The organism is Atribacter laminatus, assembly GCF_015775515.1.
Lineage (GTDB): Bacteria > Atribacterota > Atribacteria > Atribacterales > Atribacteraceae > Atribacter > Atribacter laminatus.
In genome coordinates, this window is record NZ_CP065383.1 from 2,655,860 (window position 1) to 2,670,531 (window position 14,672).

11 protein-coding genes are annotated in these 14,672 nt (G+C 39.4%); 3 read left to right on the forward strand and 8 right to left on the reverse strand.

The genetic code is table 11. The features are described from left to right. Window positions 1-166: 166 nt before the first annotated feature. The 4 genes from RT761_RS11895 to RT761_RS11910 all read right to left on the reverse strand — a co-directional run bounded on the left by RT761_RS11895 (window position 167) and on the right by RT761_RS11910 (window position 4,996). Window positions 167-1,729 carry a hydantoinase/oxoprolinase N-terminal domain-containing protein gene (locus RT761_RS11895; RefSeq protein WP_218111638.1) on the reverse strand — a complete coding sequence of 521 codons (1,563 nt, stop codon included), beginning with the start codon at window positions 1,727-1,729 and terminating at the stop codon, window positions 167-169. Further along, window positions 1,726-2,823: an S-methyl thiohydantoin desulfurase family protein gene (locus RT761_RS11900; protein ID WP_218111639.1), complete on the reverse strand. Its 1,098-nt coding sequence runs from the start codon at window positions 2,821-2,823 to the stop codon at window positions 1,726-1,728. The genes RT761_RS11895 and RT761_RS11900 overlap by 4 nt, the downstream gene beginning before the upstream one ends. Window positions 2,824-2,849: 26 nt before the next feature. Then, a complete protein-coding gene (locus RT761_RS11905) occupies window positions 2,850-4,136 on the reverse strand; it encodes a cytosine permease (protein WP_218111640.1) in 1,287 nt (428 codons plus the stop codon). Between the two features lie 122 nt (window positions 4,137-4,258). Then, the gene (locus tag RT761_RS11910) at window positions 4,259-4,996 is read right to left on the reverse strand and encodes an aspartate/glutamate racemase family protein (protein WP_218111641.1); all 738 of its coding nucleotides are present in this window, start codon (window positions 4,994-4,996) and stop codon (window positions 4,259-4,261) included. A 687-nt stretch (window positions 4,997-5,683) separates the two neighbouring features. Between RT761_RS11910 and rbsK the strand changes: the two genes are divergently transcribed. After that, window positions 5,684-6,640 (forward strand): ribokinase, encoded by a 957-nt coding sequence (gene rbsK, locus RT761_RS11915; RefSeq protein ID WP_218111642.1) that lies wholly within the window; start codon window positions 5,684-5,686, stop codon window positions 6,638-6,640. On the opposite strand, the gene RT761_RS11920 is transcribed toward rbsK, so the two are convergent. From RT761_RS11920 to RT761_RS11930, 3 genes are all read right to left on the reverse strand, one after another. Next, window positions 6,641-7,465, reverse strand: a complete 825-nt coding sequence (locus tag RT761_RS11920; RefSeq protein ID WP_218111643.1) for a carbohydrate ABC transporter permease — start codon at window positions 7,463-7,465, stop codon at window positions 6,641-6,643. Continuing rightward, window positions 7,462-8,343 (reverse strand): carbohydrate ABC transporter permease, encoded by an 882-nt coding sequence (locus RT761_RS11925; protein WP_218111644.1) that lies wholly within the window; start codon window positions 8,341-8,343, stop codon window positions 7,462-7,464. The genes RT761_RS11920 and RT761_RS11925 overlap by 4 nt, the downstream gene beginning before the upstream one ends. Before the next feature lie 69 nt (window positions 8,344-8,412). After that, on the reverse strand, window positions 8,413-9,822 hold the full coding sequence (locus tag RT761_RS11930; protein WP_218111645.1) for an ABC transporter substrate-binding protein: 1,410 nt from the start codon (window positions 9,820-9,822) through the stop codon (window positions 8,413-8,415). Window positions 9,823-10,196: 374 nt separating this feature from the next. Here RT761_RS11930 and RT761_RS11935 point away from each other — a divergent pair, with 374 nt between their 5' ends. Next, window positions 10,197-10,910, forward strand: a complete 714-nt coding sequence (locus RT761_RS11935; protein WP_218111646.1) for a protein-L-isoaspartate(D-aspartate) O-methyltransferase — start codon at window positions 10,197-10,199, stop codon at window positions 10,908-10,910. A gap of 33 nt (window positions 10,911-10,943) precedes the next feature. On the opposite strand, the gene RT761_RS11940 is transcribed toward RT761_RS11935, so the two are convergent. Continuing rightward, window positions 10,944-13,259, reverse strand: coding sequence for a spermidine synthase family protein (locus RT761_RS11940; RefSeq protein ID WP_218111647.1), 2,316 nt, complete (start codon window positions 13,257-13,259; stop codon window positions 10,944-10,946). A gap of 279 nt (window positions 13,260-13,538) precedes the next feature. Between RT761_RS11940 and RT761_RS11945 the strand changes: the two genes are divergently transcribed. Further along, entirely contained in the window at window positions 13,539-14,663 is a 1,125-nt protein-coding gene (locus tag RT761_RS11945) for a GGDEF domain-containing protein (RefSeq protein ID WP_218111648.1), read from the forward strand. Window positions 14,664-14,672 lie beyond the last annotated feature (9 nt).

Below are 14,672 nucleotides of genomic sequence, written 5' to 3' on the forward strand. Positions count from 1 at the left end.
ATCTGGTACCACCAAAGCGACATGATGGCCTATTTATTAAATAGAAATGTATAAAAAGATGAAGTGTTAGTTCGGTTTATAAAAGCGGAATTCAGGATTGTCAGCCCTTCTTTGAATTATTTATAGGAGATGACAACGAAGGGCTGACGTAATTTTACTATCTCTTTTATGATTCTTGATACTTCAAGTCTCCGGCTGCTTTGGCTCGAATCCGGGTGGCGTTCCCGGGAAGATAAGCCAGGGGGACATCTTCAATTTCGACGATATGAACTGTGGCAGGGTCAGCACCAGCTTTAACAGCTTCTTCGGTTGCAATGGTTTTAGCTTGATGAAGTGCCTGTTCTCGACTCATCTCGCTTAAAGAAAATACTCGCTCAACCTGACCGCTAACCTGAGCAATGGCGGCACCAAGAGCATTGGCCACTTCATAATTATCCGGTCGGAGGATTTCGGAAATTCCTTCAAGGTGATCACCTACCAAAATACTCCCACCTCCAACTAAGATAAGCGGCATTGGATCAGAAGAAAGTTTCATCTTGTCGACAGCTTCATTGAACATATTGCGAATGATCCCCAATACTTGCCGGACAAATCCTTCATCCAGATGGCTCACTCGAGATGCATCACCAATCGATGCCATTCCAGCTCGGACGGCTACATCGGTGGTAGTAAGGGTCTTTCCTCCAAACACCAAAGCCTCCTCAGTGATAAGATATCCAACACTTTCTGGACCTACTTTAATTTTTCCATCATGTTCGGTTACAATTGTTCCGCCTCCCAAACCAAGGGAAATTAAATCGGGCATCCGGAAATTGGTTCGAACACCTCCAATTTCTTCAGCAACCGATGACTCGCGCGGGAAACCTTTGTTAATGACTCCCACATCACTGGTGGTGCCACCAATATCTAAAACAATAGCTTCATCAACACCACTTAAATATGAAGCGCCCCGAATGCTATTGGTAGGACCACAAGCCACGGTTAAAATTGGATAATTCATGGCATAATCTATCGACATGAGTGTTCCATCGTTTTGACAGAAAAAAATGGCGGCTTTTTGGATTCCTTCTTGTTGAAGCCCTTTGATAAATGCTTGAGCAGTCGTTTTAGCAACATGGTGGAGGGCAGCGTTGAGAATAGTGGCATTTTCTCTTTCCAGAAGACCGATTGAACCAATTTCATGGGAGAGTGAGACGGGAATGTCTCCTAATTTTTCCCGAATCATTTCGGCAACTTTCAATTCATGGGCTGATGAAATAGGGGAGAAGACTGAAGTAATGGCTATTGCGTCAACTTTCCCTTTTAATTCGGAGACACAGGTCAGAATCTCACTTTCATCAAGATGAGTAATTTCTCGTCCGTCGAATTCATGGCCACCCTGGACAATGTAATAATTTTCTCCAACCGCTGAAACCAAGTCCTCCGGCCAATCTACCATGGGAACAACAGCCATGGTTGCCGGTTTGGCAATTCGAATAACTCCCACTCGGCAAAGTCGCTTTCTTTCAACAATAGCATTAGTACAGTGAGTGGTTCCCAACATGGCAAAGCGTATTTTATTTCGATCTACACGAGAACTTTCGAGAACCTGATGGACCGCATTCAAAATCCCGGAAGTTACATCAGCAGTGGAAGGGGTTTTTGTCTTGCTCATTAATTCATTGTTTTGGTTGATGAGCACAGCGTCGGTATTGGTACCTCCGACATCGATTCCGAGACTGTAAATCATTGATGGTTTCCTCCTTCGCTGATGAGTTTTTCAACCGGTATATAATCGACATCATATCCAAAATAGCGGGGCCCCACAGTTTCAATCCCCCTTGGTGTCCGCCATTTTGGATCGCAGGGAATGCTCAATACCAAAACCCGATGACCATAACGAATAGCTTCGGTAGTGACCGGAATAGCGCTATCCAAATTAACAATACAGATTAAATCAGGAACCGAGGCGATAATTTTTTCGTCACGAATGGCAATTAAGTTCTCGTTTTGAAATTGGACTTTGAGGTTTTTCCCTCGATAGTCTTCGATGCCCTCAATTTGAGCTTCGCCTCGCACAAAGCCTCCCTCAGTACGACGTAAAACATCAATCACTTTTCCCTTGAAAAGCTCAAAACCTCCGGTCACCTCTAAAAGATTTTTAATGGGATTTTTACCCTTTTTTCGAGCAGTTAGGATCGATTCTCCAATTTTTGCTGAAAGCGAAAGAGTATTTCGAATACAAGCTTCCTTAAGGACCTTGCCTGGCATTTGATAAATACTGAGCATGACCGATCCACCCATGGTTACACAGATATTTCGAGCCAAAGTCTCTGTCCAAAAATTATTAATACTTTCCATGATTACGGTATTTCCCTTTTCATCAGCAATAATCATGGGGGTCGCTGAAACATCCCAAAGATGGAAGGAAGTCATTTGCAATTCAGGAAAAGCTCGTCCCATTCCATCGCAATCTAAAAGTGGAATTCCAGTTCTTGCCGCAACCGATATCGGAATCATTGAATTGACTCCACCAGCTTCAATGGGAAGAGTGGCATAAATATCCTTTCCGGCATATTTCTTAATCCCGTTAAAAGCTCGGAGTACTTCTTCGCCATTGGCCAGTTTCTCAATGAGAACCGTCGGTGCACCCATCATGGCAGTCGGAACAATAACGGCATCATCGGGAACTTCGTCAGGATCAAAGAGCTGAACTGGCCCGTTTTGTTTTATAGCCTGAATGGCCATCAGTTTACCCAGGTGTGGATCGCCACCACCACCGGTTCCCAAAAGAGCGGCCCCGAGAGCGATATATTCAACATCTTGAAGATCAATAAATTTCATTTTTTACCTCCACGCAGTTTTTAAGCTTACTTTTTGGATGGAACCGGTTGAGGTTGCTTAACAACTGAAATTAATCCAAGATAAACAACAAAGGAAACAACCATGGCATTGATTGGAGCAATGCCAATCTTAAGATATATACCTACCAGTGCTCCAATTAGCCAGGATAGGATCCCCACCCAATTGGCTCCCGGATATTTAAACCATTTAGAGGGATCACCTTTTTTCTTAACCCAGTAGTCGGCAATCATGACTCCGGCAACTGGCGGTATAGTCGAGGTTAAAATCGTTAAAAAGTTCAAAAAGTAATTCATAATTCCAGCAACGGCTAACACGGTTCCTAAAATACCTGCTATAGCAGTGGCTAAGGCCCGTTTTGAATCGGGTAGCTGAAACAAATTGGTAAGTGCTATACCAGCCGAATACGCATTGATGGTATTAGTTGTCCAAGTTGCTAAAATGAGAATAATTAAACCCAAAACCGGAGCCCCTAAAGCTGACATGACTTGAGTAATATCATAAGTACCGGCTAAAAGTGCCATAACCGAGCCCATAAAAAGCATAGCAACTCCGGCAGGCCAGACACCCCACACCGATGAAAGAACCGCTTCTCGGCGATTTCGAGCATAACGGGAAAAATCTCCAGCAATAACACCACCTACTGCAAAAGTACCCACCGCCAGGGCAATTCCTTGAACAAATGGAAAGGGAGTAGGAGGTTGATAGGAGGAAAGAATTGAAGAACCGTATTTTACAAAAGACGAATAGGTTCCATATACGCTCAGAGCGATCAAAGCTGGAACGGCAATATAGTTCAAATACTTGACTGCATTAAACCCTATAATCGCAGTACTGAGCATGATAACTCCCCAAATTAATGATGAAAGCCAAACCGGAAAATTCACACCCAACCATGTATTCAATACGCTGCTAAAAGCCGCACCACAAACGTTTGCTTGTACGCCAAACCATCCCAAAGTTGAAATTCCCAAGATCAACGATATCAAAACCCGAGACCCGCTAAAACCAAAAGAAGGAATGGCAGCGCTGACTGTCGGTCTTCCTAAATCGGCTGCTTGCATTCCCTGAAAACTCATATAAATTACCACAATGGTATAGCCAATAATGCCAGCAAGCAGAGCATGTAATAAATTCAAACCGGTTATTAAAGCTCCTCCCATCATCAAGGCCGGAACACAAATCATTGTTCCAATCCAGATCAAAGCAATACTCGGCCAACTTTGACGATTTTCCTTTGGTACAGCTTCTAATGCATATTTTTCAAAAACATCTTCACCTTTCTTAGTACTCATGTTCTCATCCCCCTTAAATATCGGTTATTGTATTCGAAAGCTTTTACAAATTTAGAAATACTTATAAAATCTTATTTTTCAATATTTATATGTATAATCTAGAACTGCTAAAAAAGCTTTTATTATGAACCAAGCCGCTCCCATAGATTCCGTTCTTTGTTAGAAGGAAATTGATAGGTTTTTTTGCTCTGAGCAAGCTTTAAATTAACCAGTGCTTCCAGATAGGCAAGTGCGGTAGATACTGGATAAATCAACGGAACTCGATGCCCTCGCTTGAAAAGCTCCGCAGAAAGTTCATCGGCAACACCCATCATACCGGTACAACCCAAAATAAGAGCATGAGCCTGGTCTTTACAAAGTGCTTTTTCTGATTCTTCAACCAGTGCATTCATTAATTTACTCCGATCGCCTAATTCAAGAACCGGAATATTAACCCATCGGATTGATGCCAATTTTTTCCCAACACCGGCTTCATACGCCAAGTTTTCCAGTAAGACAACGACACTTTCCAAAACAGTAATCACTGAGAAGCGGTGGGAAAGATCAGCAGCAAAAAGTATCGAGGTTCTTCCTGGGCCTACTACCGGAATTTCTAAACGTTCTCGAGCTGCAGCCAGTGCAGGATCCCCCATGCAATCAATAAACACGCCATCGAATCCTTGCTTTTGAGCATTTTCCGCTAAATGAAGAATTCCTGGCGCACAGGCGGCCTCATCATAAGCTGATTCGATAGAAGCCGATCCATAAGGAATACATTCTACATCGATTTCTGTCCCCGGTGACAAAAATTGTTTCACCTCTTTCTCGGTTTCTGCCTCAAATAATTTGGTAATTATTGGTACAATAATTTTAAGTTTCACTATATCCTCCTTAGTAGTTATTTATTATTATATATAAATATATTTACGATAAAATTTAAACAATTCACGTAACAAAAAATTAATAGGATGTTGAAGTTTTAGTAAGTCCTGACTTATCACTTTCGCTCTTAGATAATGTCTCCCGAATAATACAAGATTAGTTATTAATGCTTTGGTTGTCAAGAATAAGAAGTAAAAAGCGAAGTAAAAAAGAAGAGGGGGATTTGAGTTTTTACTGCTCCGTCATTGCGAGGAGATCAACCTTTTTTTGGTTGAGCGACGTGACAATCTCTACCACCCAGTTTGTTATTCTGAGGAGTCCGGTGTTTGCTGCCGGACGACGTGAGAATCTCATCTTTTTCAATACCACAATTCAACACATAATAAAAGATGAATCATGAGATTGCCACGACCTCAAAAAACCAGGTCTCGCAATGACGGATTGAGTTGATGAGATCCTCACGCACTCAAATACTGAGGGGAAGAGGGTGCGAGGGGGCGAGGGTGAGAAAAAGGAGAAAAGAAGAAGGCTCAGGATAACGGATTCAAGGAATTCATATGATGGTATTTTCGGGATAGACAAAGGTTTTTATTAAATCGAAAAGAAAATAGTAAATATCTTCGATTTTTGATATAAAATGGGATACAGATATTTAATTTATCATTTTTCTTTTGAAGGAGGGAAATATGCATTCTCATCAGTCTCAATACAAAGTAGCTATGATTGGTAGCAATATGATGGATTTGATTACCTATTATGATGACTCGTTCCCCAAAGTAGGTGAAACCATCTTTGGAAAAGACTTTGAAATTGGTTTCGGAGGAAAAGGTGCAAACCAGGCAGTTGCCATTGCCAAACTGGGGGGAAATCCTTTCGTAGTAACTGCCGTTGGGAATGACCTTTTTGGACCCTTAGTAAAAGAAAATTTTAAGAATCAGGGAATAGATACCACCTGGATAAAAACCGTCGACGGAAAAACCAGTGGAGTTGCTCCAATATTTGTCGATAAAAATGGGTACAATAGCATTTTTATTATTCCCGGAGCCAATTCTTATCTCGAACCAGAAGATATCTTTCAGATAAAATCGGTTCTCACTGAGATGTCTTTTTTTCTCCTTCAACTTGAAATTAAATTAGATACTGTTTATGCCGTTCTGGACTTAGCCCATGAGCTTGGTAAAAAAGTCATTCTCAATCCAGCCCCGGCCCGCAATTTAGATTGGAAATATCTGGAAGGGATTTACCTTTTTGCTCCCAATGAAACCGAACTTCATACTCTCACTGGAGTAAACACCAGTTCCCGCGATGATATTCTCAAAGGTGCTCATTTGCTCTTAGAAAAGGGAGTCCAAAACGTATTGGTAACTCTTGGAGAAAAGGGATCTTTGTTGGTTAATAACACAATAAATCGATCATTCCCAGCCTATCCGGTTAAATCGATTGATACTACTGGAGCCGGTGATGCTTTTATTGGTGCCTTGGTCCATTTTCTGTGCCAGGGTAAAGGGCTGGAAGAATCAATCGATAAAGCCAGTGGTTACGCTGCTTTATCAACGACTCAAAGAGGCACTCAAAAATCCTTCACTGACAGAGAGACCTTCGAACATTGGTTTTCCCAGCAACCGAAAGAGAAAGATCTTTGATTATCCTTTTACTGCACCTAAGGTGAGACCACGAACTAAATAGCGCTGAAGTAAAATTGCCAGAATGATAATCGGAATACTCGCCATAATGGAAGCGGAAGAAATTTCCGCCCAGAGTATTTCGTGCCCTCCAATCAATCCAGAAATATTTACCGTTATTGGAGTTACTCTGGATCGACCTAAAATGAGAGCAAAAATGAATTCATTCCAAGAAAACATAAAGCAAAAAAGGGCGGTCGCCACTAAGCCTGGAGTTACCAAGGGAAGGGCGATTTTAACGAAAGCCCCCAACCTTCCACAACCATCAACTAAAGCTGCCTCTTCCAATTCATGAGGCAATTCCTCGAAAAAACCTTTCATCATCCATACCGCAAAGGGAACGTTGAAGAGAGAATAGGTTAAAATTAAAGCCTGATAGGTATCAAGCCATCTCAGCGTCCGAAAAAAAAGAAAAAGAGGGAGAATCGATGCGACAGGGGGCATCATACGAATAGACAAAATCCAAAATGCCAAGTTTTCTCCTCCAATTTTAAAACGGGCCAAAGCATATGCAGCCAGGGAACCAAGAACTAAGGCAATTAAAGTAGTAAAAACCGCAATGATTAAACTATCCTGTATTCCCTTTCCCGCTCCCAGGTTCCAGGCTTGAGTGTAATGTTCAAAGTTGATGGTTTGAGAAATGAAAACCGGAGGATAGGTAAAATATTCACCCTTGTCCTTGAATGAAGTCATAAAATTCCAAATAAAGGGGCTTAGAAAAACCAGAAGAAGAACAATGATGACTAAAATAATAAAACTATTAAACCTCCTTTCTGTCCGATTCAAATCGTTTCCCTCCTCTTCCAAGACTTGAGAAAAATATTGGCGATGATGACAATGATAAGCAGCTGGAAATATGCCATAGCCGAGGCATAACCCATATTAAAGTATTTAAAACCGGTTAAATAATTAAAGAACGATACGGTTTCCGAGGATTGACCGGGACCTCCCATGGTCAGCAGAACAACCAAATCAAAAATTTTAAAAGCATCCATTATTCGAATCAGAAGGACCACGATCATAACCGGAGTGAGTAGAGGAACTACTAATGCTGAAAAAGTCTGCCAACGAGTCGCACCATCCACTCGGGCTGCTTCATAAAGTTCATCAGGAATTGCCTGCAGACCAGCGAGCAAGGTAATCATCATAAAGGGGGTCCATTCCCATATATCAGCTATAATGACCGAAAAGATCGAAATCGATCCGCTGCCCAACCAATTAACCGAAGCAATACTGACCCGGTTAAGAATATAGTTGAGAGGGCCATATTGATAATGGTATATAATCCTCCAAATACAACCGACAACTACTGGCGAGATCATCATGGGAAGAAGGTAAAGAGTAGTAACCCAATTTTTCCCTCGGAAGGTACGATTTAAGAGCAAGGCAATGCCTAAGCCGATTAAAAATTGTACTCCAACCCCTAAAATAAGCTCTAAACCGGTATTTTTCATGGCATTCCAGAAACGCTCATCGGTAAGCAGATTAAGATAATTGCGGACTCCGATAAACATCCGTTCTCCACCGGTCCCAATGTTCCACTGGCAGAGACTCAACCAAAAGGAATAAATCAAAGGAAAAATTGAGATCACTAAAAGCAGAATAATAGTTGGAAGAATAAAAAAGAATCCGATGAGTTTTATCCTCTTAACTAAGGAAAACACCCCCCTCTAAAAAATTTGACTACCGGGTTAAGCGCCCGGTAGTCAAATTCTATTCAAATCCTCAACACATTACCAAAGACCGGCATCTTTCCACCCTTTAACCAGTGCTTGAAACATCTCTTTCTGTTTTTCATAACCTAATCGATCAGTTATTTCTTTCCACTGCTGGGCAGCATCATCGAGAGCTTGCTTGGCATCTTTTTCTCCTGAAAGGGCCTTAATCAGTTCAACTCCAAGGGTTTCTTCATATTCAACCGTTCCGGGGAGAACCATCTCCGGATAACCTTTTACCATGTTCATTTGGACGCCTTCAAGATAGATGCGGGCATCTTCAACGTTCTCAAACATATCATATTCTTCTGGATGCTCAAAGTGGGAATACCGGTAGGGATCGAGTCCGGTTTCTGCGGTCGATACATCATCCATACTGGTAACAGTAGAAAGATAATGAATCACCTTAAAAGCTGCTTCCTGATTCCTTGAATCGTTAGCGATAGCCAAAACTCTTCCGCAAGGCATGAGAGCCCGGAAATAAATTTCCCCATCAGTTTCAACACCTGGAACGTGTGATACTCCGACTTTCCCTACAATTTTTGATTGAGCCGGATCCGCTCCTTTTTTCCCAACACAAGGCCATTGAACAACCATGAAGCAATCACCATTTAAGTAAATATCTTTTAATTCTTCGTATCCATAAGCGAGCACATCGGGTGGGCAAAATTGATGAATATTCATGTTCACTTCAAGAGCTTTTAGTGCTGCTTCAGAATTAATCCCTGGTTCAAGAGTTTCTTCATCAAAATAGACTCCGCCATACCCAGCAAAAATATTGCCCCACCAACCAAACAAATTGTCTTTCTGTCCGTAGTAAGCGGTTCCATAGAAATCTCGATCCAATACTTCATCACCAAGGCTCTCACCGGCTTTACGGTTAAAAAACTCAGCAACAACAAGATATTCATCCCAGGTTTCAGGTACTTTTAAGTCGTGTCCATATTTTTCCTTGAAATTGGCTTTTTCATTTTCGTTTTCAATCAAGTCTTTTCGATAGTAAAGATTAAGAATGTCACCGTCAAAGGGTAGAGCATAGAGTTTTCCACCATACTTACAGTAGAAATCTCGATATCCAGGTGTTACATCATCGAGAAGCGGATCATATTTTTGTGCAAGTTCATCAAAGGGATACAACCAGCCATTCGCTGCAAATTCGGTTAAAAATCTTGGATAAACGATTAAAATATCATAAGCACCGGTTCCGGCAATTAATTCAACTTTCTCTTTTTCATACAATTCTCCAAAGGGAACGCCAATGACCTGTAATTCAACATCAAATTTTTCCTTTATATCATCAGCATACCATTCAAAAGGCTTTAAATTGTGACCGGCATCACCAACAACCACTAACTTAACTGGAGCAGCTATTGAAATTGAAGCAAAAAGAAGCACTACCAATAAGGATAACAACAACTTCTTAAACATAAAAACCCCTCCATTTAAAATATAATTTCTTAATCTCCTATTCGGTTGAAGATTAAGAACAACATTTTCTATTATATTTTATAAGAATAGTATATCATTTCTTGTCAAAAGTGACTCAATAAAAATATAAAATATCAGAAATTGGTAATGAACAAGAAGAGATTGAAACCAGATTGAGCTCACTATTTTTATTGACATCAGGTGCCACACAAGTAGCATGAGAACTTATCCTAAAATAGAGGTATGGATCAAAAAATGTAGGAAAATCGCCAGATTAAGGAATAAAGAATTCGTGTTTTAACCTTCTTTAATCGATATAATAAAGATATTGGTTTTTCTTAAAATCAATAATACCTCAAGGGAGGGGGGTTAAAATGAATAAAAAAAATTTTATCACTCTTTTTACCGTATGGATAATTTTTGTGTTGATTTCTTCTGCTTATGCTGAACAATATGACCAAGAACGTCAACTCATGGTTGAGAAACAGATCAAACAACGAGGAGTTGTTGACCCACAGCTTCTCGATGCTATGTTAAAAGTACCCCGCCATCTATTTGTACCAGAAAACTTAACTTCGTCAGCTTATAGTGACACACCACTCCCCATCGGATATGGTCAGACTATTTCTCAACCCTATATAGTTGCGTTGATGACCGAAAGCTTGCAAGCGAAGAAAGGGTTTAAAGTTTTAGAAGTCGGAACCGGCTCTGGATATCAGGCAGCCGTTTTAGCACAAATCGGTTGTCAGGTTTTCAGTGTTGAAGTGATCAAAATTTTAGCAGAAACAGCTCAAGAAAGGCTAAACCGACTTGGTTATCCTGAAATTAGTGTCCGTTGGGGTGATGGATATTTCGGTTGGGAAGAAGAAGCTCCTTTTGATTCAATCATCGTTACTTGTGCCATTGATCACCTTCCACCTCCACTGATTGAGCAACTCAAAGAAGGAGGGAAAATGGTCATTCCAGTCGGTCCACCTTACAGCTTGCAAACCCTCTGGCTTTTCACCAAAGAAAATGGTCAATTAACTTCGGAAAATTTAGGAGGAGTCATTTTCGTCCCACTTCTTCGTGAAGTTCGACAAGAGTAGAAAACAGTTATTAGATCATCTTTCCACATTTGTCTAAGAGATGGGATGGAACGGTTTATTTAAAAAATGCACAATTATCCAAAAACCACCGTACAGCGGAATAGACAAGAGATAAGGGAAATGAATCCCGTATTCAATGGCAGCAAAATGAGAAAGCAGAGAGGCGATAACCGACATAAAACCATTCCAGGCAAAAACCACCTGGAAAAAATCCGGGTTTCTTTTTTGAGTTAATCTTGATAAAACTGGAAAAGGCATTCCCGCTATAAAAGCGACTATTGAGAAAGGAAAAAGGATGACCAATAGGCTTAGTACACCAGGTAATTCCAATAACCAGTTACGAAGGTAATTTATAAAGAGAAAAAATCCTAAAATTACCAGGGGATGAATAAAAATCATCCTGGTAAAAAATTGGTTAACCCGAATATTTTCCACATAGCGACTTCCCAAACCGGAAAAAACTAATAAAACAGTGAGAACCAAAGCAAAAGAATAGATTGGAAATCCAATAATCATCTCTAATTGAACAATTACCGGAATCTCGATCAACATATAACCCACGCCGGTTATAATTGCCGCTAATTCAAGCTCCTTGCACCCGGTAAAATGCAGTTTTTTTCTTCCCAATAAAACTCGTCCGGGAATGAGAATAAAGAGGAGAGAAAGAGCAGTTATAACCAAAAAAATAAAAAGGACGAATAAAAAACCTGCCCCTCCAAAGGGAAGCCAGCGCTTTCCCAGGTTATAGAGAGTATCCTTTAATTGTGCCCAACGGAAAAAATGGAAAAAGTAGGGTTTCATGTCATGGGATGCTTCGACCTGATAAGAAGATTTCTGAAGAGCATCAAACGGGTTTTGAAAGTAGTCTATTACCGTCTGGTAGTTCAATTTTTGATTTTGAAATATAACTTCGGCTTCTTCTCTGTTGATATCGGGATAATAAATGAAGTCAAAACCGTAAAATGAAACCTCCTGGCGAAATTTTTCCACCACCACTTGGTCTAAAACTTGATTGGTAACAATCATACTCACAAAATCTAAATTTTTTATGATAATCATACGATTTTTTAGGAAGTCTGAATTTCCCCAAACCTGAGAAACTAAATCGAGTAGTTTTAATAGAACCATTGGCGGAGCTTGTGGGAAAAAAGATATCACTAACTTCCCATCGTCGTTTAAATGGTTAAAAACCGATTGAATCCCTTCGGTGGTATAGAGATAATTTTCCTTCATTGAAAATGAACCGGGGAATATTTCAGCATTGCCAATAGGGATTTGGAGAAAAATCAGATCGTAGCGAGATTGAGTTTGACTGAGATATTTTCTTGGTAAAGCAATCTCAATTTCAAAAGGTAATGATGGGTGGATATTTTTTAGAAATTCCCGATATAGAGGCGATGAAGTAACGATTCTTCCTGAGACACCGGAATAATACATAGCATACATTTCATATCCCCAATCACATTCAATACAGAGCACCTCATCAGGGTTAAAAATTCGTAAGGGAAGAGAGAAAAGGGTATGGTTTATGAAATCCTTGCTTGGTTGGTTGGGAAAAATGATTTGATGAGTATGATCGGTTATCAGCGAATAAGAAGAGGGAGGAATATCTCGGTACCGCATGCTTAAACCAGTTGCAGCTCTTAAATAGGGAGTTGAAAATACTTCTAAATGCTGAGAAGGATTTCGTTGGGTAGATAAAAGCTGATTTTCAGGAATAAGCCTCAATTGAAGAGTAGGGCTATAATCAGAAATTTTTAAAGTCAATGGTAAGAAAAACAGGATACCAACCAATAATACCAATAAAAAAAAGAGTTTTTTTCGATACCATAGACTAAAACATCCAATGCCCATGATACAAACCAAACTATGGATTTCATTTAAAAACATAAGTAAAACGATTCCGATTATAACTCCAGCTGCCGACCCAAGAAGGTTCATAGAATAAAATCGAGGGAAATGGTCGGGATATTTATCAAAAAGATGGATTTGGTAAAGACCGTGGCAAAAAAAGGGAGTTGAAGTAATAATAATCAGTAAAATAAAATTAATTTTAAAAATAGAATAAGTCCAGAATTCATAAACATCAATAGGTAATATAACAAATCCGGCCAATATGGCTGCCATCCCGATGATAAAATAGAGAGGGATCAAAGATTTCATTGCAACTGGATAAAAGCGGAAAAGAGCACCGGAGGTACCATAACCCAATAAAACCAATGATATAATAAGTGAGACAAAATGAAAACCCGCCAAAAAAGCAAACAATCGAAAGAGAACCATTTCAACTGCCAAGGCGCATAAAGAAAGCATGAAAAGTTGGAAAGATTCGGTGGTTTCCCCTCTCATCTCAATTCAATCCCAGGTTTTTTCCTAATTGTATCATAGTAAGAAAGAGGATTATTTTTGATGAGGGGGTAATACGGTTAAGCCCTTCTTTAAAAAAAACATTTTTGATAGATCTTCATGCTCCTATGCAGCACCAGGATTTTACTAACTTTATTTTCAGTCCAGAATGATTTAAATTTGACATTTTGGAAAAATTCGGTATATATATAGTCCGACGAAAAACTGTAAGATTTTTTACATTTAAATACTCATTAATCGATTATTACAGGTGAAAAATTAGTGGAAAACCTCTATATATCTATCATCTCTCTCGAAATACTCTTTATTAATTTATACACAACTCATGTATGTCTAAAAAGAAAATATTCCGCTTATATAACCTGGAGTGTTTTCCTTGCATTTACTGTCGTAATAATGACAACAGTGATCCCTTTGTTAAGAAAGTTCCCAAGCTATGGAAGCGGAAGCGGTTTGTTTATTTGTATTGGCTTTTTGTATATCATCCCTTTAAAATTTTTATTCCATCAATCGATTAAATATACCTTAACTGTTATGTGCTCGGTCTGGATTTATACCATGTTTTCCTTTTCTTTGTCTATACAAGCTGGAAGTTTTATAACAGGACCACAGAATAGATTATTCGTGGTGATTTTTCAAACCGCCTTTTATTTATTAACGTTTCCTTTCTTTTTCAAGCTGATAAAAAATAAATTGGTTTATATTTTGCAAAATGTGGATGATAAAACACTGAATTCTCTGCTCAAGTTAAGCCTCAGCTGGTTTTTATTCATTCTATTTTTGAATGTGAGTTTTACCATGGGAAATCCTCCGGTCATGAAAATCATCGTCTTCATTTTTTTAGCAATCAATTCCTTGTTATCCTATCATCTTTTTTATTCGTTGGTATTCATGAATAAAACAGCAGAAAAATTGGATGAAAGAACCAAAAGGGATATACTTACCAAACTGAGAAACCGGGAAGGTTTTATTGAAGATGCCCAAAAAATGATGAATAAAGATATTCCCTTTTCAATTATCTTTATCGACCTGGACGATTTTAAAACGGTCAACGATATTCATGGTCATTCGGTAGGAGATGAATACCTGGTTCGATTTTCTCAAACTGTGAAAGGAGCTGTCGGGAAAAAAGGACATCTCTACCGAATATCAGGCGATGAATTCATTTTTTTATATGAAGGGCATGACGTGGATTCCTTTGCTCAATCCTTGAAACATATACGGTTTACCAGATCAAAAAATCTAATTGAATTTAAAGGTCTAAGTATCGGTTGTTCTTCTTTTCCAAAAGATGGAAGAAACCTGAATGACTTGCTTCGTTTAGCAGATTTTAATATGTATCAGGAAAAGAAGAAAAAGCATAGAATGTCAGCAGAAATATCCTGAATTATATCT

What these genes read in the sequence shown, in the direction of transcription:
- RT761_RS11895 (WP_218111638.1), bottom strand. Translation starts at nt 1,729, where the DNA reads ATGATTTACAGTCTCGGAATCGATGTCGGAGGTACCAATACCGACGCT.
- RT761_RS11900 (WP_218111639.1), bottom strand. Translation starts at nt 2,823, where the DNA reads ATGAAATTTATTGATCTTCAAGATGTTGAATATATCGCTCTCGGGGCC.
- RT761_RS11905 (WP_218111640.1), bottom strand. Translation starts at nt 4,136, where the DNA reads ATGAGTACTAAGAAAGGTGAAGATGTTTTTGAAAAATATGCATTAGAA.
- rbsK (WP_218111642.1), top strand. Translation starts at nt 5,684, where the DNA reads ATGCATTCTCATCAGTCTCAATACAAAGTAGCTATGATTGGTAGCAAT.
- RT761_RS11930 (WP_218111645.1), bottom strand. Translation starts at nt 9,822, where the DNA reads ATGTTTAAGAAGTTGTTGTTATCCTTATTGGTAGTGCTTCTTTTTGCT.
- RT761_RS11935 (WP_218111646.1), top strand. Translation starts at nt 10,197, where the DNA reads ATGAATAAAAAAAATTTTATCACTCTTTTTACCGTATGGATAATTTTT.
- RT761_RS11940 (WP_218111647.1), bottom strand. Translation starts at nt 13,259, where the DNA reads ATGAGAGGGGAAACCACCGAATCTTTCCAACTTTTCATGCTTTCTTTA.